Raw genomic sequence first — 21,229 nt, 5'->3', positions numbered from 1 at the left:
CAAAGTACACCTCATATGATATATCGGTAAGCAATTTATGAAACTAAAGAGAGTTTTAGAAATATTTCTCACTAAAGTCTCGCGCACTCGTATGTTTCAAGTGGCAGAGCCAGAAGTTCAACAATCTTAAGCTCATCGCAGGCATCATTAACTGCGTTGTGAGTCTCGCGATAGCCTGTATCTCCCATAAGCATATGCATGATCGGCTCAACACCGTAATTGCTCTTAAGGCGTCCCGTCTTGCAGCAAAGAGCTGTTTCCGGGATAAACCGGTTATACTGACGGTATGCTGCGATCCTCATAATATCAAACCACTCAAAGCCGCGCAGTTCCGGAAGATGACCAAGGTCAAATTTGGCATTATAGGCAAAGATCTTACTGATGCCTTTATCCATCAGAAACTGCCCCACATCTGCCATTGCCTCATCTCTTGAGCAGGTAATCGCCTTGGCGTCAGTCTTGTGCATGACATAGGAAAACATCCCGCCCACGCGGCACTCCGGATCAAAGATGTAATATCTTTTGCCTAAAAGAGTGTATGTCTCAGCGTCAGCAAGCGCCACCCCCAGGGACATTACTTCATCATGCCAATTGGTCTCTGTATCGATGACAGCAATCATGTCTTTTGACATATCAGGTTCGACAGGCGCAGGCGATGCCTGAACCGTCTTGGTCCTCGGAGATGCAGACGATGTCTTTATCATATTTAAAAAATCGAGTGAAGAATTTACGTTCATGGTGGTATTATAGCACAAACAGTTCCTTGATACTTGCCCTTATATCTCTGATATTTAGGGAATAATTATGAAGATTCAAGAAGATTCAACAAACATGCAGAGGCCAAAGACACCCGTCCCACTCTGTAATCAACCGGCTCCGTCACATCCTCGGAACCGCAAAAAGCGCAGAAAGGGACAAGGCAAAAGAACACTGCAGAAAGCGCAGCAAACGCACCCAAAGACAGCTCCTACATGTTTGTTGTCTGAAAGATATCACCCGGCAAAGAGACAGCGAATTCGACACGCTGTATGCCACGGATCTTGCCAGGAAACCAAGCCGCAAAATCCTAAAGTGATTGCTCCGAGCGGAGCAGAAATATTTTTCTTCGTTAATCAATCACCTCAGCCACATTATCATCTAAAAAAAGCCTTGTAAATAGGTTTACTTTAATCTTAAGAATATCTACCGCAAATCTTAAGAAAGTCATAAGAATTCCGTGTTAATGCACATATTTATCCGCGTTTTATCGTTTGCTCATCACAAGAAAAAAGACTGCGAAGCATAACACTTCGCAGTCTCATATTCTCACCGTAAATCTATATTAAGATTTCAGCAATAACACAAATTACTTACCGAACTTAAGGAATCCAATTGATCCGATAATAGGTGCATCCTTGGCCTTACCCTGTAATACATAGATAATGGAAATTACCCTGCAAACAAGAACGATGAGCAGCAGAACAGCTCCAACAATCCATCCGACAATCGGAATAGCAAAGAACAGCAGTATAATAACAGAAATAATATCGTACTGAATGTTAACCTTGGTATGGAACTTGATGAACTCTGAATCTCTCACATACAGTCCTGCAAGAATACCTGCAAGGCAAGAGAAGAAGTAAGGAAGTGCTGCAAAAAGCTTGTTGTCAGCGATATCCTTGGCATCAAAGTCTGCTGTGTGATCACTTGGATCAAACTTCTGGTACTGCTGGAATCCGGGCTGTGGCTGCATACCGGGCTGTGGCTGGAATCCCTGCTGAGGCTGGAAGCCTGGCTGTGGCTGGAATCCCTGCTGTGGCTGTACACCGGGTGCAGGAGCAGGAGCAGGTACAGGTGTAGGAGCCTGCTGGCTAGCCTCCGGGCCTGCTGTAGGAGCAGGTGCGCTCTCTGTCAGTGCACTACCGCAATTATTGCAAAATACTGCATCATCAGGAACCTGAGTTCCGCAATTAGCACAAATCTTCATCTTTTTTCCCTCCAATTAACTTAAATTTTCATACTTTCCCTATTTTACATTGATAGGTCAGTAAATTCAAGCATTTCAGCAGTATTTCTGAAGGGTCTTTCTAACTGCGCCGGTGCCTGAAATAAGCTCCATGAAGTAATCAATTATCATATCTGAAAGTCCAACCTTCTCAAGGTCAACTCCAAAGATGGTAGCATCGTTAAGAAGCGGAAGAACAGCAGCCTTCACCTTATTTCTGTCGGTCTCTCCAAGCTTTATATCTTTCACATAAGCCTGTGCCTTCTCGAGCATTGGATCAGGACTTGGCTCAAAAGAAACGCCCTCATCATTTACGCCCATGAGATAGCGGAGCCATCCGGCATGAACAAGAGGTATAAGCTTAAGATTCTTGACATCAAGTGTATCTGAAACTGCATAAGCCTTGATTGTCTCACCGAATCTGATAGGGAGCTTCTGTGAAGTATCGCAGGCAATACGCTGTGGTGTATCAGGCATGAATACGTTTGGAATTCTGACATTAACAACAGTATCAATGAACTCCTTGGGGCTGATAACGCCGGGATCTGTAACAACAGGGAGTCCCTCTGTATATCCGATCTCCTTAACAAGCTTAAGGAGGTTCTCATCCTTCATCTCATCTGAAATCTTGGTAAATCCAAGAACGCATCCGTAGATAGCAAGGGCTGTGTGAAGAGGATTAAGACATGTGCAAACCTTCATTCTCTCAACCTTATCAACAGTCTCTTTCTCGGTAAAGATAACTCCAACCTTCTCAAGAGCAGGTCTTCCGTTAGGGAACTTGTCCTCGATAACAAGATACTCGCTCTCCTCAGCATTAACGAATGGAGCAACCCATGTCTTCATTGAAGTTACAACAGGCTCAAGATCCTCTACTCCATCTTTCTTGAGGATCTCGTTAACTGAGTCATCGGGTCTTGGTGTAATCTTGTCGATCATTGACCAGGGGAAGCTTACCTTGTCCTCATCGTCAATATAGGACTCGAATCCGGGATCTGCCTTTCCTGCAAGTACCCATTCCTTGGCAAAAGAGCTAACGGCTGCATAGAGCTTGTCTCCGTTATGCGAGCAGTTGTCTGTGCTCACCATGGCAATCTTCTTCTCTCCTGCCTTGTATCTTGCATACAAAAGAGCTGCAACCTTACCGATATAGCTCTTTGGAGCCTCAGGACCGTTCTCAAAATCTTCTTTTACCGCAGGAAGTGTCTCTCCGGCAGCATTTACAAGGCTGTAGCCCTTCTCTGTAATAGTAAATGTAGCCATCTGAAGAGAATCAGCTGTAAATATCTCCTTAAGTCTTCCAAACTCATCTGCTCTTGCAGAATCAAGAATGCATGACTCAGCAATACTTGCAATCACTGACTTCTCTACATTTCCGTCAGCCTTAAGAGTAACCAGGATAGAAAGATTATCATGAGGTCTGTACATCTTCTCGATGATCTCATAATCAAATCCCTCAACTACGGTAAGTCCTGTATCATCAAAGCCCTGCTCAAGCATCCTCTGTGAAAGATTAGCCTGAAAAGCCCTGAAGATATTGCCTGCACCAAAGTGTACCCACTTAGGCTCAGCAACAGTCTTCTCTATCATTTTTTCTCTGTCGTATGATGGAACAAAATATCCTTTTTCTTTCCACTCACTATCTTTTAAAGAATCATTATTCAGAATCATAATTCTCAAACCCCTCTCTCATGTGATTTCTCTACTGCTTCCCAGAGTCCGTTGATGTAGGTTGCGCCGAGGGCTCTGTCGTAGAGACCGTAACCGGGCATTGCAACCTCGCCCCAGATCATTCTTCCGTGGTCAGGACGGATAGGTCCGTCGAAGCCTGTCTCGTAGAGAGCCTTGACGATCTCATACATATCAAAGGTTCCGTCTGATGAAAGGTGAGCTGCCTCCTCGAAGTTTGTAGGTGAGATGAACTTGAGGTTTCTTACGTGTGCGAAATGAATTCTGCCCTCAAGAGCTCTGATCATGTGAGGAAGATCGTTCTCAAGGCTTGTTCCGTAAGAACCTGAACAGAAGGTAACACCGTTGTGTACGTCATCTACTGCCTTCATGAGCTTTAAGATGTTCTTCTCATTGTTGATGATCCTGGGAAGTCCGAATACTGACCATGCGGGATCATCGGGATGGATGGCCATCTTGATATCGTACTTGTTGCAGACAGGCATGATTGCTTTGAGGAAGTAAACGATGTTCTCAAAGAGCTTGTCCTCATCGATTCCGCTGTAAAGCTCAAAGAGCTCTTTTACATGAGCCATTCTCTCAGGCTCCCAGCCGGGCATTACAGTGCCGTTCATCTCTCCTGAAATTGACTCAAACATCTTCTCAGGATTGATGGCATCTACTGCTTCCTGTGTGTAAGCAAGTACAGTTGAGCCGTCAGCTCTTTTCCTTGCAAGTTCGGTTCTTGTCCAGTCGAAGACAGGCATGAAGTTGTAGCATACCATGTGGATGTCTTCCTTACCGAGGTTCTCAAGAGTTTTAATATAGTTATCGATATGCTCATCTCTGTCCTTTGTGGCAGCTTTGATGGCATCTGATACGTTAACTGACTCGATACCTGAAATCTTCATATCCTCAGCAGCAACATCAGCCTTAAGAGCCTTAATCTCGTCCTGTGTCCAAAGCTCACCGGCCTGTTTGTTGTAAAGAGTTGTGATAACACCCTTAACTCCGGGAATCTGTCTGATCTGCCAGAGTTTAACGGTATCAAATTCCTTGCCGTACCAGCGAAGTGTCATTTCCATAATCTGTAATCTCCTTTTCTATGAATCAACTTGAATCTTTGTGTTTGTTTCTATGGTCCTAGCATAAACTTCCCAGCCAAAACTTTGAATAGAATTACTTGTTGCCAACTTTGCAAAAGTTGTTGTACAATCATAGGCATGAAAAACAAACTCAGATCATCGTTTAATTCAAGACAGTATATGGTATCTTCCGACTTCGAGGTCTTTTACTATTCCGACAGGGATTTTCAGACCTTGAGTCCCCATGCCCACAACTACTATGAGTGCTACCTCTTCATCGAAGGCGATATCACCATGGAGATCTTTACAGGAAAAGACAAAGTAGAACGCCACAAGATGGCTCCGGGAGATCTCATGCTTGTACCTCCGGGGATCATGCATCATGCTCTGATGAACGATCCTTCTCAAAATTACAGAAGGTTTGTATTCTGGATCAGCAAACAGTGCTGTCAGAGCCTCATGGATGAGTCCGTTGACTACATGTATCTTATCCAGAAAGCCGAGGCCTTCCACAAGTACATCTATCACCTTCCCCCTGCGGAGTTTCACCTGGTAGAATCAAGGTTTCTAAGGCTCCTTGAGGAAATCTCCAGCGATCGCTACGGGTCAGATGCTGCACGACATCTGTGTCTCTGTGATCTGATATTGACCATCAACCGTATTATCTATGATGAAGATCACAAGGAAACCGGAAGCGAGGAGCTCTCTCTTTTCCAGAACATCCTCTGCTATGTTGAGAGCAATCTGGAAGAGTCCCTGTCCCTTGATGACATCGCAGGCGAGTTCTATGTCAGCAAGTACTATATTTCTCACCTGTTCAAGGACACTCTTGGAGTCTCGCTGCATCAATACATAATAAAAAAGCGCCTGGCAGAATGCAGAAATGCCATCACCGGCGGTGAGAGCATTACATCAGCCTACGAGCGCTTCGGTTTCAGAGATTATTCGAGCTTTTTCAAGGCCTTCCGTAAGGAGTACGGCATGTCTCCAAAGGAGTATCAAAACCTTTATTCCAATCGGCTTTTGAAATAATTCTCTTCCAGTCAGGGGAAAAGACATAATAACCTATCATGCAGATCATCCCAAAGGCAAAGGATATCGGGAAACACAGCATGACATAGGTCCCGTCAAAGAACCTGCTTATGATGTACGCACATGGGATCCTGACTGCCCATAGCATCATCAGGTTTATCAGAGTTGTGTATTTGACATATCCGACTCCGTTGACAATATTTGAAATGCAGTTAAAAACCGCATAACACCACTGAGACAGAAGCACAGCCACCACATACCTTCCGGCATACATAAGCACTGTCTCATCCTGTGTAAAGAACTTAAGTATCGGCATTCTGAAGGAAATGAACGCAAGGCCCAGCGCCAGAGTTGCAATTCCGTTGATTGCCGGTATTTTTATGTATCCATCCCTTAGTCTGTCATAGTTTTCAGCGCCAAAGTTCTGCCCGGAGAACGTGGAAGCTGCTGCCGATACAGCAGTAATGGCCACATTCGTTATACCTGTAATGCGTCCCGCCACCGACGCTCCGGCCATGAACTTATAGCCCTGCGCATTCACAAGGGTCTGCATCGCCATATGCCCGAAGGAAAACAGCGAATTGTTGAGACCGATGGGAACACCTATTGCAAGTATCTGCTTCATCTCCTGAAGGTTCAGAGCCCTTGGGAGGAAACTAAATGAAAGCTCAGGAAATTTCTTTTTTATGTAAAAGACACTTACAATCCAGGAAACAAACATGGATATACTTGTGGCCATAGCCGCTCCCTGTACATCCATAGAAAATCCGGCCACCAAAGTCAGATCAAGAATTATATTGGTCACACAGGAAACCACCAGAAACCATAGTGATGCCACGCTGTCACCGAGACCTCGCAGAATTCCCGCATTCATGTTATAACCGATATTTCCAAGAGCCCCGAGGAACACAACTCTTGTGTACATAAGGGCTGCATCTTCCACGTCTGCGGGAACTCCCATGAATTTAAGTATAAAAGGTGCCAGCACAAAGCCCAGTATTGCTATCGGAATCCCACTCATATACACAAATGATGTTGAGGCGGCCGCAATGTCTTTTACCCGCTTCCCGTCACCTGCACCGATCCTCTGAGACACAAGAATCGAAGCTCCTGTCCCGATCCCAAGAAATATGCACAGCAAAACCTCTACCGGCTGGGCACTTGTGCCCACTGCCGCCAGCGCTTTGTCTCCGCAGAAACGTCCAACTATAAGCGTATCAACCGTCGTATATAACTGCTGCAGAATGTTTCCCAGAACGATAGGTATCGCAAAGAGGATCACATTTCGCATGATACTTCCTTTTGTCATATCAATCTTTTTCGTTTTCATGTCTCTATTTTCATTCATGATCCAATAATTTTCTTATGGATTTATTTCATTATGGAGGTGAAAATAATGAAATTATGTCATTTTGATGCTATGATTAATCAGACAAAAGAGTAAAGAAAACCTACGGAGGTTCAGGAAATGGCACTTCCCCTGCCACAGGGCAAACAGTTCACTATCATATACAGAATGCTTGAATCAAGCTTTGAAATGCCATCTATGGAGGTGGCTTCAGACCACTATTCTCTTGGGTTCATCATACATGGTGACAGAAAGGTCATAACGCCTACCAAAACATTCATGCTGCATGCAGGTTTTATAAACGGTATGCCTCCATTCGCTTATCATCGCACCATTCCGGGATCTGCTGACTACTACGAGAACTACCTGATAAAGTTTGCTCCGGATTATGTAAAAGAGCTGACGGAGGAGCTGGGGGCTCAGTTCCTTGATAATCTCTATGCCCAGTTCCCCAAGGAATATTCTCCCGAGGACGAGAAAGAGCTCTTTTCTCTGGCAAAGACTCTGCTTGATGCCTATGACAGCCTTAATGAATACGAAAAGCCTGAAGACATAAGGGTTGCAGAGCTTAAGGTGAAACACCTCTTTTACGCCCTTCTGCTTCTCATAAACGACAAAGGGCAGAGCGCCCGGGAAAAGACTGTACTCCACAACAAGGCTCTTTCCGAACCCATCATGGAGGCTGTCTACTTTGTGGAAAAGAACTATAAAAAGCCCATTAAGATTGAGGATGTAGCTGCCATCTCGGGATATTCCGTCACTTACTTTTCAAAGCTCTTTTCCGCCCAGCTTGGAAAGCCCTTTTCGGAGTATCTGTGTATCACAAGACTTAAGCATGTCCAGAATCTGCTGCTGTCCACCGATATGTCCGTCATGGATATCTCTCTGGAGTGCGGATTTTCCTACCCCGGCAACATGACAGCAAGTTTTAAAAAAGAGTTTGGCATGACTCCTCTGCAGTTTAGGAAACAGAACAAAAACTAATAAAAATTTCACAAAAATTCACGTGCAACTTAAACGTTTTCGTGCTACGATTGATGTGGTTAAATTTGTTACTGAATTGTAATGTAAATTTACACAATATAGATAAGGGGAAAACGTCTATGAGAAAATTTGAAGGCTACCAGAAGGGAGTAAACCTGGGAGGATGGCTCTCTCAGGCAGATGAGAAAACAAAAGAACACTATGATACTTTCATTCTCAGAGAGGATATCGAGAAGATCGCAAGCTGGGGCTGCGATCACGTTCGTCTCCCAATCGACTACATTGTCATTGAAGGTGAAGACGGATCAATGCTTGAGGATGGCTATACATATGTAGATAACTGCATCAAGTGGTGCAGAGAGTTCGGTCTCAATATCCTCATTGATATGCACAACACATACGGATATACATTTGATCCGCTTGAGGTTAACGGAGACAAGGAAATCTTCTTCCACGATGCTTCTCTCCAGGAGAGATTCTATCAGATGTGGGATCGCATCTCCAAGAGATATGCAGGCCAGAAGGATGTTGCATTTGAGCTTCTGAATGAAGTTATCTCACCTGATATCAAGGATGAGTGGAACGCCATCGCAGACAAGGCCATCGATACCATCAGAAAGAATGCGCCCGATACATACGTTGTAGTCGGCGGTGTTTGCTACAACAACGTAAGAAGCGTACCTTTCCTCAACCCTCCCAAGGATGATCACGTAGTTTACAACTTCCACTGCTATGAGCCCATGATCTTCACACATCAGAGAGCCTGGTGGATGGACAATATGCCAAAAGACATCACGGTTGAATATCCTGCAACAACAGCCGAGTATTCAGAGAAGAGCAAGAGCCTTGATCCTGACTGGGCCGGTGCTATCCTTCAGATGAAGGTTAAGGAAATGGGCGCAGAGTATTTCGCAGAGCTCTTCGAGCCTGCTGTAGAGGCAGCAACCAAAAACAACGCTCCTCTCTACTGCGGAGAGTACGGTGTAATCGATCAGGCACCTGCCAATCCTTCTACCATCAACTGGATCAAGGACATCCATGATGCCTTCGAGAAATACGGCATCGGAAGAGCCCTCTGGGTATACAAGGAGAAAGACTTCGGTATTGTCGGACCTCACTACGACAGTGTAAGAGATGAGATGATCAAGAATCTTTGATATGAATTTATATGAGTAAAAAATAGACTGATGCACATTGCATCAGTCTATTTTTATTATCGTGTTGTTTTATTGTCGTTTTTCATCGCAAGGCAGATTATCATGAGGCTTATGACAATCATAGCAATTGCTGCGCCTGCGCTGCTGTCATCACCTGTTTCTGACCGTCTTGCGCCAAGAACCTCGGGAAGGTCGTCCAGGGATGCTCCCAGGACTTCCGGAAGATCACTTGGTGAAATTGTAATGACATTCCTTGCAGGAGCTACAACGCTCACACTGCTACTGCTGCTATCTGAGGGACTGTTATCCGGTGTGTTATTAGCCGGTGTATCTCCAGGTGTGTTGTCGCTTGGAGTTGGATCCTTTACAGGCTCTACTTCAGGCTGGTTTTCAGGATTCTTTTTCGGTCCTTCTTCAGGGTCTTTTGCCGGTTCTTGAGGGACTTCCTGAGGTTCCTCTGTTGGTTCCTCAACCCTTACAACAACCTTCTCGTTCTGAAGCTCTGTCTCAAATTCCGAGCCTTCACTCCTTACATCGATGACTTTGAGTTCTCCTCCGGCCACAATAGCTGTAACCTTGTCTTTTATACTCTCATACCTGTTGGAGGCAAAGATGAAATAGTGCTTTGCGCTGTCTGTTGCAAATCCCTCAGGAGCCTTAACCTCCTGATAGTAGTACAGCGTATCAAAGATCAGTGACTTATAATTACCGTCCTTGCTGAACTTTACAAAGCCCAAAGGATCTGATGTTGTCTTTTTATCAACTAAAGAAGCCTCGTTTGTTTCTGTATCAACTCTGTAAAGAGCAATCTCAGCTCCCGGCAGCTTATTCTCGGAATTGTCCTTATCCGTCTTGGTAATTGTAATACTTCCGCTCTTACTTGATACATTGGCAGATACCTTATTCATCTTGTATTTGCCACCTGTACTTGCGCTTGTTCTTGTCTTGCCGATCAGACTTGCACTGTTCTTAACTTCAACAGAAACCTTTCCGCTTCCTATATCTGTGCCTGTCCGGGTGTCGGGAGCAACAGAGTATTTAACTGTAAGAGCTCTTCCATCGGGAACAATTGCTGTAAGCTTTGTTCTCTGATCACTGAAAATGATCTTATCTTCGCCAAGCTCAATAACCTCTCCGGTCTTTGAATCTTTTATACTAAGTGACCCTGTGACAAAAGCTCCGTTTGTCACTTCATCCGTAAGAGTCAGATCATTGCCGTCATTAAGCATCATAGCCTTATCATTGACAACAATGGTGTAATCAACACGCTGTGTTCTTTCATTGTAAGCCGCTGATTTTTCTAGGATTCTTGCTTTATCGCTGCTTGTTTTGCCGGCTTTTCCTGTTGAACCTCCGACTGTTGCACTTGCCTGATTATAAAAGTTTAAAGAAAGAATACCACTGCTCGAATTGCTTATAAGACTGTCATAGTATTCGGGCTCAATGTAGGTCTCATATCCAATCGCATAATACCCGTTTGTATTCCACGTAAAGTTCCAGGTCAGTGTATTGCCGTCTACCAAAGGATCCTGAGACAAGCGTCCTCCGCCGGACTCACCTATCACTGCAGAGCCTTCCCTGTAGCGAAGGTTTCCCGGAAGGGTATCTGCTACAGTTACTTCTGAACCCGATGCAAGAGATGATATGGATTGGTTATATGCATTTCTGTTTAAATATATGGTCCATGGGATCACATACAGCCTAAGCTCAGGATCATATCTGCCTGCTGAAGCCACCTTATTCATCGGGAGCCCTTCAGTTGTGATCTTGTAGCTTGATGTAGCGGATGCGTCTATTCCCTTAGTCCCGCTTTTTATAGTGTTGTTAAAAGAGATTGTGCTTCCTTCAGGATATATATGATTATCACGTGAGCCATAGTAATCTTTAGTCGAATACTCAAGTGTATATACACCATTTGAGAGGTTTGTAAGCTTTGAAGTAAATGAATTCTTACTATATGTTGTAGCCACATCGCCAAAGACTTCGCCATCCGGTGAATATACCTGAACTGAACCGTTTACAATCTCAGCTGCGATTTGTTTGCCTCCAAGCCAGGCCAGACCATCGCCTCCGGCATTTGAGGCCGCAATAGTGTCTTTTAACACAAGCTCATATCCGCTGCCCTCTCCTGTAACAGTAAGTGTTATCTTCCAGTTAACAAGGCCTGTTTCAGGATCTCTCACAGCTCCGTTCCCACCACCGACAGACTCTTTTGACAGCTCTGCAGAAAATGAAGGTGGATCTGCCTCCACAGGTTCTACTTCAGGAGTGATGGGCTGCTCGGGCTCAGGCACAGGTTCCTCTTCACTTTCCTGTGGTTCCTCTATCACGATTCTAAAAGTCTGTGTATCACTAAAACGGATCTCCGCCTCAGTTGCATCATCAGCAATATCATCGCCGAGCTTACATGTGATTGCGATGTTACCGTCTACTCCGTTTGGATCCTCCAAAAAATCCTCAGGATTCAGCTTAAAGGTAATGACGTTTTCACCGTCTATCACGGCATAACCGATCTGTTCTTCTTCCCTCAATACAGGGATCTGGCTTCCCGCAACCTTAGAAAAATCAAGGCTGTCAGGGAACCTGTACGTAAACTCTCCCTCAGGAAAAGACTTTGCATCAAATATGTGAAAACCAAATCCTATTTCAAAAAATGAATTGATATCAGGAATCGAATCAGGCGCGACTATCTCCGTAACCTCACCAAAATCCGAATTTGAAAGATCCGGAACAACTATGGCATTGTCTTCTGCCGCGTAGATGACTTGAGATTTGCCCCAAAAAGACAAACAAAAGATAAGCATGGCCAATGAAAGAGCCATACTCTTAAACATAGATTTCATGCAGTTTACCCTCCGACAAAACTTTTCAACGCCAGTAATTATATACAAATCGGAGGCTTGTTTTCAACCAAACACGCATGAATACACAGAAAATACACACTCTTTTCACTTCATGGACATCAACCGGAAGTTATAGAGTTTCCATTATCCCTAAGCCATTTTCTTCTCTCTTTGTAATCGGGAAGGATCTTTTCAACCTCAGCCCAAAACCGTGGAGAGTGGTTCATCTCTTTTAAATGGCAGAGTTCGTGCACAACTACGTAATCAATGATCTCTTCAGGGGTACGCATCAGGAGGCAGTTAAAGTTTAAATTTCCCTGTGCAGAGCAGCTTCCCCAGCGGCTCTTTTGCATCCTGATGGTCACCCTTCCATACTCTACTCCCATAAGCTTTGCGTAATATCTTACTCTCTGAGGGATGACGCGCTTTGCCTTTGTTGTAAGGAGTTTGATCTCCTGCTTGGTCAGCTCAGGTTGTGGCGCTTCTGCCCTATCTTTTTGCTTCTCCTGCATCTTGCGCAGATGCTTATCAATCCAGTCCGCCTTTTCCCCGATAAGGCGGTTAATTTCGCTCAGTGGAGCATATTTGGGAGCCCGGACTACAACCCTTGCATCCGGTGTTATCTCTATGCATATGGTTTTTCTTTTACTTCTTATAAGTTCTATTTCTTTTGTCATATCCACGTATTATATCACTTATCAAAAACCTGTGCTCCCTTTCTTACAAAGAACACGGGAATATCCCTGATGGTACAAGATACCTCAACGGTATTACCTCCTTCATATTCTGAAAGCACTACACCCTTGTCCGAGATGTCTTTTACCAGACACCACTCACCTCCCGGCAGTGTCACTGTGACTGATGAAGCTCCCTCATCAAAAACAGGGCATGCAAGTACGTCTCTTCCAAAGAAAAAGACATCGCTCTCCGGATCGTAATCGAGTTGTTCCAAAAAGACAGGATATATGATTGGAGTGCACTCAGCCACAGATATCTCCATCTGCCTGTAAAGATATGGTATGAGGGCTTCCCTCAGGTCAAAGAGGCGCTTTACAGTCTCCACTTCGTCTTCATACAGCCAAGGCATGTTTGAGGTTCCGTCTGTGTTCCAGGAGTGGAGCACAAACCTTGGTGTGAAGATTCCGTACTGTATCCATCTGAGGAACAGCTCCTTAGACGGCTTGGGGCCGGCAAATCCGCCTATGTCCTGGCCAAAGTTATAGATACCGGAAAGGCTCATGGTCATGGCCATCTTATGGTTAAACCTAAAATCCTCGAAGCTGGTTCTGTTATCCCCGGTCCAGGTGGATGCAATCCTTGAAGTTCCCACAATTCCGCATCTTGATACAGCGGTCTTGTTCGCTATATCAGTTACAGCTTCAAGGCTTGCCCTGGTCATCAGGTATGAAAACAAAGGCTTTATCAGCTTGGCTCTGATGGGCCTGCCAAAACCATCGGCATATACGTCTTCATCAGGAACATCGTACTCGTTATTGTCATTCCAAGTGCTGTAATAGCCCTTATCTGCCAGTTCTTTTTTAACACACTCCGTCCAGAACTTCGCCGCATTCTCATTGGTAAAGTCCAGATAACTTCCCATTCCGCCCCAGAAAGGGAACTTTGCCGGAGAGCCGTCACCGTTTTTCAAAAACCATCCATTCTCAGCGATCATCTCATACATTGGGTGGTCATCTAAAAAGCACGGTTTAATGTTGGGCAGAAACTCTACTCCCTTTTCTCTGAACTTCCTGCTAAGTCCCTCCGGCGACGGGATCTTATCCGTGTTCCAGTGAAAGACATATCGCTTGTCGCCAATCTGGGTATAGCCGCTGGATAAATAAAATCCACCGGGGGAAATACCGTATTTTTCGCAGAGCGCGAGGAACCCCTCAAGCTGCTCGCCCGCATTATCGGCATCTGTGTACGCCATTGTACTTCCGCAATATTTAAGCGTCCACTTCGGAGGAAGGAATGTGCCTCCGCACAATCGGACAAAACTCCTTAGTATCTCAGGAACGCTTCCGTAAAAGACATAGTAGACGAGATACTCTTCCTCACATCTGAAGGACTTAAAGGGTGAGTAATAGTTGTCATGTTCTCTTCCAAAGTTAAACTCACCGTCAGAATAAGTATCATAGTAAATTCCGTATGAACCGGCAGAATTCCTGCAGATATAGAATGGAACATGCTTATACAAAGGGTCCGATGACCCGGCATCAAAGCCCATGGAATCTGTGGTCCCAAGTTTAAAGCATCTCCCGTTTTTGTTGACATCTCCCGACTTATCTCCAAGCCCGAAGATGTACTCATTCTCCTGCCTTGAAAGATAATGGCAGGCTCCTCTTCCCAGCTCGCCTTCAAGGTTATAAGCCATGTATTCCCTGTCCTTAAACAGAACTTCCCCGCCTTCGTAATGTGCGATCAGAAAATTCTTTTTTTGGACAGAAAGCTTGTGACTGCCAAAGGTGAATGTCCAGCCTTCTGCGTCTTCAGTCATCTGCGTCTGTTCGCCTGTAAGGCCTTTGCAGGATAACTTGTCCCTTCCCTCATAGGGCATCTCTCCATCCGGGCACACTGAGAAGGTGTTAAAAAAATTGCTTCCGTCTTTATAGATTGCCACCCGGACCATATCCTTGAAAAAATCAAGCCTTGCATTTATATCTGATTCCTTGAAAAGGAATGTGGATTCCTCCCGGGTTTTAAGAGTAAATCTGTGGTCATATTTCATTTTGGGTCTCCTCTGAAGGTATTTACTATCAGCTTTACAGGGTTCGGACGTTTCATCTTTATTCCTTTTTTTGAGATAACAAGACAACTCTTTCCCCTCTTCCACACAGGACGCCCTGAAGCATTGGGATTTCCGGTTTTCACAAAATCTGCAATGTAATCCATCATAAGAGCTGATATTTCCATATCCTTGTCATCATATGGCCTAAAGCTCTTTTCAAGCGTTCCGAACAGGTATCTTAAATCTGATGAATGAAATGCTCCATTGTCATCGCCGGGGGCATCGATGTCAAAATAGTAGCGATATCCGCCGGCCTTTCCCATAAACTTACGTGCCATGTTATACAAAACAACATTGTACATATCATTACTTGTAGTTCCCGCCATGTAATCAAGCTTAAGTGGCTTCTCTATTAGTTTTTCCACGCTTTCCGTCAGAAGATATCCGTCAATAACAGGCTGTGTGTTGACGGTATTATCTTTTCGGACTTTCTTAATCTCTTCAATTGCACCAAGAACCGCCTTATCATCAAGTTCTTTAAACTCATCAAAGTTTGTCGCACCGGAGAGTTTTATCACTTCTTCCCAGTAGCTGCGGGTGTCTGCAGATGCCTTCGGTCGTCCCATCTTTGGGAAAAGACCCGCTCCTGAGATCATAATTGCTCGTTCAAAAAGATCTTTAGCCTTCTCTGACAGACAAAGATACTGCAACGAAATCGCACCTGCGCTTTGTCCCATGGCAGTTATGCAACCAGGGTCTCCGCCAAAAGAGCCTATATGACTCTTTACCCATTTAAGTGAAACCAATATATCATCAAGTCCAAAATTCCCATCTCTTCCAAACTCATCCTGAATCTGCCTGTGTGTCATATATCCGAAAACACCCACGCGGTAGTTAACGCACACAAGGATCAGCCCTCTCTTTGCATAGGCTTCGCCATCCAGATATCCCTCGCTGTTGGCCATGGAATTAAATCCGCCTCCGTGTATAAAGACCAGCACCGGTGCATTATGTGCATTCTTGGGTGTATAGATATTGAGATTTAAGCAGTCCTCGCTGTAGGTAAAATCTAATCCTTCACGGAATTCCCTGTGATAGAATCTCCGCTCAGGAACATCCAGATGTGGAAAGTAGGTCCTGTACTGGGAGCATGCATCTCCAAAAGCTGTGGCATCGTATGTGCCATCCCAACTCTCTACCTGCTTTGCGTACTCAAATCTCTTGGCCTTAGCATATTTTATTCCCAAAAACTCAAGGCACTCTTCTCTTTCATTTCCCCGAATCCTACCGAGATCTGTGTCTATTTCGATGTATTTACTCATCTGACCTGTCCCTTTAAATAGTCTTCCTTCCGGTTCTGAAGCTCACCAACCTTCTCCTTGGAGAGTGGATACCAGAAAAGCAAAGCAATTGCCATCAGCGCAAACATTACCGCCGGAATAAGGGTTGCAAGAACATACATCAGATCAAGCTGTCCTTCGGAAAAGACAAATTCCAGAGTGCTTGCAGTGTCATAATATCCCATTGCAAGTAAGGCTGCATTTACAGCTATTGCCGAAATAACCTGACCTAGCTTTCTAAAGAAATTTAAGAAGGCATATGCAGTACCGTTGTCCTTACTTCCGGTGCTGACTTCAATCTCATCTATGGCATCCCCCGCCATAGCCCAGAGCTGAAGCACAAAGAGATTAAGCCCAAATCCGGAGATAAGACACAAAACCATAAAAGGCATGAGGGCCGCTCCCGGATCCAGGAATTTCAAGAAAAACATCAGGAAATTTGCTGCAGCAGCTATGATCATACCAACGGAGGTAATCTCTTTTTTACCAAACTTCCTTGCAAGCTTTGGGGTAAAAAGCATAAGTATTGCCATTGGGATATAGGTCAAAATGGTTGGCAGGGATACAAAGATTCCGCCCTTTCCGAAGTAGTATCTGATCAGATAAATATAATAGCTCTGAGTGAACATCTGTCCTGCAAGGAGCAACATTGCAACAACGGAAATAGAGAGCATGGCCTTGTTCCTGAATATAAGCTTAAGGGCCTTTGACGCAGCACCTTTTTCATGCTTTGGTGGCTCTGTTTTTACTCTTTCTTTTGTACCTGCAAATGCCAGAAGAAGCGAGATCACAGACAGCACAGACATGACAATGACGCCTGTCAGAAGAACATCATACTTTACAATAGACTTTCCCGTAGCCTTATCTGTGGAAAAGCAGAGCATTGAAAGCACCATGACAGGCATGCTGCCCAGTGCTGAACCTACTGCTCTGAAGACAGAGAGCTTGGATCTTTCTTTTACATCAAGGGTAATAACTGTGGCAAGAGAGCCATAGGGAATCTGAAGCATAGTGTAGATCATACCCCACGCCACATATGTGATGGTTGCATAAATATATGCAGGAAGATTATCTCCCGGTGTTCCGAAACCGTCGAATTTAAGAAAAAGAAGGATTGAAGCGATGGCCAGAGGAAATGCCACCCTCAGAAACCACACCCTGTATCTTCCATGCTTTGAAACAGGTGCTGTATCACAAATTCTGCCCATAATAGGGTCATTTACAGCGTCCCATACCCTGGTAAGCACAAACATCACCATGATAAAGAACGGACTTAAAATCAGGACATCCGTATAATACGTCTGAAGAATCGACGTAACAAGTCCAAATACCAGACATCCGCCTGCATCTCCCAATGCGTAGCAGATATACTCCGGCGTCTTAAGACCGCTGGCTTTGGCAATCATACTTTTTTCATCAGTTTGTCCCATAATATGTAACCCTCCCCATAAATAATATTAAAAACTTCCCCCAAAAATGATATCACAAAATGGTCCCTGGGGACGGAGTCAAGGGGTCATTTTCAGAATACTTTTGCAACATTTTGCTAATTGTATGAAAATGACCCCTTGACTCCGTCCCCAGGGACCATTCGCCCCCAGTTTAATTTTCAAATTACTTTACGATCATTCCTGTCTCTCTGTCCGCAAATACAGCAACCATCACAAGGAACACGATACCCATTATGAGCTGCTGTGTCTTTGGCTCGATTCCCAACATGACAAGACCGGCTGTAAGGATCTTGTAAGTGAGCGCTCCAAGAATGATATTGTAGAACTTAACCTTGGCACCGCCGTTGACCGGCATTCCGCCAAGTACCAGGGCAATCATGATCTGTGTCTCAAGCTGGTTACCTGCGGTTGATGTTACAGAACCAACCTTGATACTGTTGATGAATGCTGCAAGTCCTGTGATCATTCCCGCTGTCATATAGATCAGCATCTTTGTCTTTTCGACCCTGACACCTGCAAAACGGGCAGCTGTCTCTCCTGCACCGATAGCTTTGAGTCTGTTTCCGAGACCCGTGTACCTGAATGCTGCAAAAGCCACAAGCAGGATTATGATGGTGAAGGTAAGATTGAATCCCATCGTGTTGTATGACGTGATATTTGACACGCCATACACAGGGCTCTTGGTGGTGGCATAAGCAACCATTCCACGAAGCAGATACATGTTACAGATAGTAACAATGAAGGATGTTATCTTGCGCTTTACGTTAAAGAATCCGTTTACAAGGCCTATAAGACCTCCTGTCAGGACTCCGCAGAGAACTGCCAGCAGCATATTTACATTGGACAAAAAACATATAACAACCGAGCATACACCGAGCATTGAGCCCTGGGAGAAATCAAGACCTCCCATGGTCATTACCATGAAAACGCCCACACATGCTATGAGAAGCACATAGGACTGTGACAGCAAAAGCTTTAAGTTGCCCGGAGTGTAGAGCTGTCCGCCGGTCAGAATTGCAAACAGGACAACAATGAATATGAATCCTGCAAATGGCATTACTGTTCTGAAGACCGGCTGATTTATAATTGATATTTTTTCTTTTTTCTCGTTTTCCATAACCGGCCTCCCTTAAATCATCTTAGCTATAAGGTCTGTATCCTTCAGACCTTCATGTCTTAAAAATTCACCGCTCTGACGTCCGTCCTTCATGATGATGATACGGTCTGCCATTCCGAGAAGCTCCGAGATTTCCTCAGAGATCATGATTATTGACTTGCCGCTCTTTCTCATTTTGTCCATCATCTGGTAGATATCAGCCTTTACCCTGATGTCGATTCCTCTGGTAGGTGAATCAAGAATGATGATATCCGAATTCTTGCCGATCCATCTTGCAAGAACGACCTTCTGCTTGTTACCGCCGGAAAGAGCTGACATAAACTGATGAACTCCGACCATCTTGGTGCTCATCTGCTTTGCATATTTTTCTGCAAATGCTTTTTCATCTCTGGCATGCAGGATGTGATTTCTCTTGATATCCTCCAGTGACGGAAGCGTGATGTTATCCTGGATCGTGTCATTGATGACAAGGGACTCAGTGGATCTGTCCTTGGAAGCATAGGCTATACTGTGATCGATGGCAGTCTTGATGTCTTTTATCTGAGTGCCGTCGGCTGTAGTTACTGTACCTTCTCTGTCATAGGATGCACCGAAAAGAGCCTTTCCAACCTCATGCATTCCGCACTCTGAAAGTCCGCCGATACCGATGATTTCTCCCTTGTGGAGCTCTATCGAAAAATCCTCGATCTCTCCGGGAACCGAAAGGTGTTCCCCCCGCAGAACAACCTCATCAGAAATCGGTTCACCGTAGTCTGCACGGTAGTAATTACCATCCATTTCTCTTCCTACCATGAGTTTTTTCAGATCATCTGTTGTTACTTCACTGCTCTTTACCGTATCGATGTATTCTCCGTCTCGAAGAACGCTGACATTATCTGACTGTTCAAGAACTTCATCAAGATCATGGGATATGAAAATGACGCATCTTCCGTCGTCTTTTACATCCTTCATGACTTTGAAGAGCTCTTTTCTGCCCTTCTCACCGAGAGCTGTGGTTGTCTCATCAACGATGAGGACCTGAGGCTTAAAATATGTTGCCTTAACGATCTCGATAAGTTTCCTGTCCTCGAAGTTATATTTATCAATGATATCTGTGGCTTTTATATATCCAAAGCCGTAAGAATCCAAAAGCTCCTGGGCCTTCTTTTCCATGGCCTTTGTGTTCTTTACATGGAACTTTGTGAACTCATCCTCTTTTCCCAGGAATATATTTTCGGCAACGGTAAGGCCTGAAAGAGTACCTGTTTCCTGAACTATGATGGCAACGCCCTGATAGTTTCCGTCAACCTGGTTCTTTGCATTAACCTCTTTTCCCAGAAGTGTAAATGTTCCGGAGTCCTTATGGTAAATTCCTGTAAGACAGGACGTAAATGTGGATTTGCCGGATCCGTTCTCCCCGATCAGCGCATGGATCTCACCCTTGTAAAAGTCCAGAGTGACATGATCTATGGCATGTGTACCGACGAAGCTCTTGTCTATCTTCTCGGCATGAAGTAGTACCTCGCTCATATCTCTCCTCCTTATTTAACAACTGCGCCTTTAACGGGCTTAATGGTCATTGTTACGATTGCAAGCAGCACGATACCTGTTACGATATTTTGAACTGTTGTCGGTGCACCGAGTGCAACAAAGCCCTGGAACAGAAGCTGAATGATAAACTCGCCGACAACAATGGCAATAACAGGATGTCCGTACTTCTTAAATGCCAGGCCAAAGAACGTTCCCATAAGAGGAGGGAAGTTACGGCTCATGGACGCAAGATTCGATGCACTTGTCATTGAGGTTCCGTAGGAAATTGTAAGGATTGACTCGATACCCACAAAGAATCCGCAAAGTACGAATGCAACAACCTTGTACTTATCAACGTTAACGCCCATGTTTCCGGCTACTACTTCGTTTGAACCGATGGCATAGGTGTAAGTTCCGATCTTGGTGTACTTAAGGATAAATCCGCAGAAAAAGAAGGCCAGCAGCGCAAGTATGAGGTTTCCCGGATAGTCACCGAAGGCTCTGTAAGAAGGAGCCAGGATAGCCTCTTTTCCGTTGGTCGCAAAAATTGAAAGAGCTTCGTAAACCAGAGAAAGTCCGGCGGTTACGATAAGAGATGAAATTTTAAGCTTTATATATACAAGTCCGTTCAGCAGTCCAACCAGTGTGCCACTTATAATCGGCGCAATAAGAAGTCCCGCGTAACCGAAACGTTCGCTCATATTTACCGCAAGCACCGATGAAAGCACGATGTTTGCGCCCACGCTCATATCAAAAGGTCCCATTACACAGATAAAGTAGAGACCGCAGCCACCTACTGCATAGTAAAGGGCTGTCTTTAAATAAGTCTGAAGTTTATTAAAATCACCGAAAGTCTGTGGTGCAAGAATCTTGAAGAATCCCCAGAAAACAAAGGTGATTACGGCCAGCATCACCAGTCCGTACCAGTGACTCTGCCTGAATTTTTGAAAGTTACTCATACACTCCTCCCTAAGGGTGCTTGA

16 protein-coding genes are annotated in these 21,229 nt (G+C 44.7%); 3 read left to right on the top strand and 13 right to left on the bottom strand.

Annotation, left to right across the window (positions count from 1 at the left end; genetic code table 11):
- Positions 1 to 71: 71 nt before the first annotated feature.
- The 4 genes from G590_RS18350 to uxuA form a co-directional block, all read right to left on the bottom strand.
- Positions 72 to 704, bottom strand: coding sequence for a hypothetical protein (locus tag G590_RS18350; protein WP_242829758.1), 633 nt, complete (start codon positions 702 to 704; stop codon positions 72 to 74).
- A gap of 641 nt (positions 705 to 1,345) precedes the next feature.
- A complete protein-coding gene (locus G590_RS0104175) occupies positions 1,346 to 1,966 on the bottom strand; it encodes a zinc-ribbon domain-containing protein (RefSeq protein WP_022764416.1) in 621 nt (206 codons plus the stop codon).
- A gap of 75 nt (positions 1,967 to 2,041) precedes the next feature.
- Complete coding sequence (locus tag G590_RS0104170; RefSeq protein WP_026493916.1) at positions 2,042 to 3,655, bottom strand: mannitol dehydrogenase family protein; 1,614 nt, start codon at positions 3,653 to 3,655, stop codon at positions 2,042 to 2,044.
- A 5-nt stretch (positions 3,656 to 3,660) separates the two neighbouring features.
- Positions 3,661 to 4,737 (bottom strand): mannonate dehydratase, encoded by a 1,077-nt coding sequence (gene uxuA, locus G590_RS0104165; RefSeq protein ID WP_022764414.1) that lies wholly within the window; start codon positions 4,735 to 4,737, stop codon positions 3,661 to 3,663.
- Positions 4,738 to 4,875: 138 nt separating this feature from the next.
- On the opposite strand from uxuA, the gene G590_RS0104160 reads away from it, so the two are divergent.
- Entirely contained in the window at positions 4,876 to 5,769 is an 894-nt protein-coding gene (locus G590_RS0104160; protein WP_026493915.1) for an AraC family transcriptional regulator, read from the top strand.
- On the opposite strand, the gene G590_RS18340 is transcribed toward G590_RS0104160, so the two are convergent.
- A complete protein-coding gene (locus G590_RS18340; protein ID WP_242829757.1) occupies positions 5,693 to 7,078 on the bottom strand; it encodes an MATE family efflux transporter in 1,386 nt (461 codons plus the stop codon). The two genes, G590_RS0104160 and G590_RS18340, sit on opposite strands and share 77 nt — an antisense overlap.
- Positions 7,079 to 7,237: 159 nt before the next feature.
- Between G590_RS18340 and G590_RS20415 the strand changes: the two genes are divergently transcribed.
- Both G590_RS20415 and G590_RS0104145 read left to right on the top strand, forming a co-directional pair.
- Positions 7,238 to 8,101 (top strand): AraC family transcriptional regulator, encoded by an 864-nt coding sequence (locus G590_RS20415; protein WP_022764411.1) that lies wholly within the window; start codon positions 7,238 to 7,240, stop codon positions 8,099 to 8,101.
- A gap of 119 nt (positions 8,102 to 8,220) precedes the next feature.
- Positions 8,221 to 9,258 carry a glycoside hydrolase family 5 protein gene (locus G590_RS0104145; protein WP_022764410.1) on the top strand — a complete coding sequence of 346 codons (1,038 nt, stop codon included), beginning with the start codon at positions 8,221 to 8,223 and terminating at the stop codon, positions 9,256 to 9,258.
- Positions 9,259 to 9,314: 56 nt separating this feature from the next.
- On the opposite strand, the gene G590_RS0104140 is transcribed toward G590_RS0104145, so the two are convergent.
- The 8 genes from G590_RS0104140 to G590_RS0104105 form a co-directional block, all read right to left on the bottom strand.
- Entirely contained in the window at positions 9,315 to 12,101 is a 2,787-nt protein-coding gene (locus G590_RS0104140; protein WP_022764409.1) for a SpaA isopeptide-forming pilin-related protein, read from the bottom strand.
- Between the two features lie 119 nt (positions 12,102 to 12,220).
- The gene (locus tag G590_RS0104135; protein WP_022764408.1) at positions 12,221 to 12,778 is read right to left on the bottom strand and encodes a M48 family metallopeptidase; all 558 of its coding nucleotides are present in this window, start codon (positions 12,776 to 12,778) and stop codon (positions 12,221 to 12,223) included.
- A gap of 14 nt (positions 12,779 to 12,792) precedes the next feature.
- Complete coding sequence (locus G590_RS18330) at positions 12,793 to 14,829, bottom strand: TIM-barrel domain-containing protein (protein ID WP_051142114.1); 2,037 nt, start codon at positions 14,827 to 14,829, stop codon at positions 12,793 to 12,795.
- A complete protein-coding gene (locus tag G590_RS0104125; RefSeq protein ID WP_022764407.1) occupies positions 14,826 to 16,151 on the bottom strand; it encodes a carboxylesterase family protein in 1,326 nt (441 codons plus the stop codon). Before G590_RS0104125 ends, G590_RS18330 begins: the two co-directional genes overlap by 4 nt.
- Positions 16,148 to 17,599 carry an MFS transporter gene (locus tag G590_RS0104120; RefSeq protein ID WP_022764406.1) on the bottom strand — a complete coding sequence of 484 codons (1,452 nt, stop codon included), beginning with the start codon at positions 17,597 to 17,599 and terminating at the stop codon, positions 16,148 to 16,150. The genes G590_RS0104125 and G590_RS0104120 overlap by 4 nt, the downstream gene beginning before the upstream one ends.
- Positions 17,600 to 17,783: 184 nt before the next feature.
- Positions 17,784 to 18,737: an ABC transporter permease gene (locus G590_RS0104115; protein WP_022764405.1), complete on the bottom strand. Its 954-nt coding sequence runs from the start codon at positions 18,735 to 18,737 to the stop codon at positions 17,784 to 17,786.
- Positions 18,738 to 18,749: 12 nt separating this feature from the next.
- Positions 18,750 to 20,246, bottom strand: coding sequence for a sugar ABC transporter ATP-binding protein (locus tag G590_RS0104110; protein WP_022764404.1), 1,497 nt, complete (start codon positions 20,244 to 20,246; stop codon positions 18,750 to 18,752).
- An 11-nt stretch (positions 20,247 to 20,257) separates the two neighbouring features.
- On the bottom strand, positions 20,258 to 21,205 hold the full coding sequence (locus tag G590_RS0104105; protein ID WP_022764403.1) for an ABC transporter permease: 948 nt from the start codon (positions 21,203 to 21,205) through the stop codon (positions 20,258 to 20,260).
- Between the last annotated feature and the right edge of the window lie 24 nt (positions 21,206 to 21,229).

The sequence above is a fragment of the Butyrivibrio sp. XPD2006 genome, from assembly GCF_000420865.1.
Taxonomy (GTDB): domain Bacteria; phylum Bacillota; class Clostridia; order Lachnospirales; family Lachnospiraceae; genus Butyrivibrio.
The sequence above is the reverse complement of the archived record's forward strand: the minus strand, read 5'-3'. Positions and strand labels throughout refer to the sequence as shown.

Coding starts and splice junctions, on each gene's coding strand:
- G590_RS18350 (WP_242829758.1), bottom strand. CDS start 704: ATGATAAAGACATCGTCTGCATCTCCGAGGACCAAGACGGTTCAGGCA.
- G590_RS0104175 (WP_022764416.1), bottom strand. CDS start 1,966: ATGAAGATTTGTGCTAATTGCGGAACTCAGGTTCCTGATGATGCAGTA.
- G590_RS0104170 (WP_026493916.1), bottom strand. CDS start 3,655: ATGATTCTGAATAATGATTCTTTAAAAGATAGTGAGTGGAAAGAAAAA.
- uxuA (WP_022764414.1), bottom strand. CDS start 4,737: ATGGAAATGACACTTCGCTGGTACGGCAAGGAATTTGATACCGTTAAA.
- G590_RS0104160 (WP_026493915.1), top strand. CDS start 4,876: ATGAAAAACAAACTCAGATCATCGTTTAATTCAAGACAGTATATGGTA.
- G590_RS18340 (WP_242829757.1), bottom strand. CDS start 7,078: ATGACAAAAGGAAGTATCATGCGAAATGTGATCCTCTTTGCGATACCT.
- G590_RS20415 (WP_022764411.1), top strand. CDS start 7,238: ATGGCACTTCCCCTGCCACAGGGCAAACAGTTCACTATCATATACAGA.
- G590_RS0104145 (WP_022764410.1), top strand. CDS start 8,221: ATGAGAAAATTTGAAGGCTACCAGAAGGGAGTAAACCTGGGAGGATGG.
- G590_RS0104140 (WP_022764409.1), bottom strand. CDS start 12,101: ATGAAATCTATGTTTAAGAGTATGGCTCTTTCATTGGCCATGCTTATC.
- G590_RS0104135 (WP_022764408.1), bottom strand. CDS start 12,778: ATGACAAAAGAAATAGAACTTATAAGAAGTAAAAGAAAAACCATATGC.
- G590_RS18330 (WP_051142114.1), bottom strand. CDS start 14,829: ATGAAATATGACCACAGATTTACTCTTAAAACCCGGGAGGAATCCACA.
- G590_RS0104125 (WP_022764407.1), bottom strand. CDS start 16,151: ATGAGTAAATACATCGAAATAGACACAGATCTCGGTAGGATTCGGGGA.
- G590_RS0104120 (WP_022764406.1), bottom strand. CDS start 17,599: ATGGGACAAACTGATGAAAAAAGTATGATTGCCAAAGCCAGCGGTCTT.
- G590_RS0104115 (WP_022764405.1), bottom strand. CDS start 18,737: ATGGAAAACGAGAAAAAAGAAAAAATATCAATTATAAATCAGCCGGTC.
- G590_RS0104110 (WP_022764404.1), bottom strand. CDS start 20,246: ATGAGCGAGGTACTACTTCATGCCGAGAAGATAGACAAGAGCTTCGTC.
- G590_RS0104105 (WP_022764403.1), bottom strand. CDS start 21,205: ATGAGTAACTTTCAAAAATTCAGGCAGAGTCACTGGTACGGACTGGTG.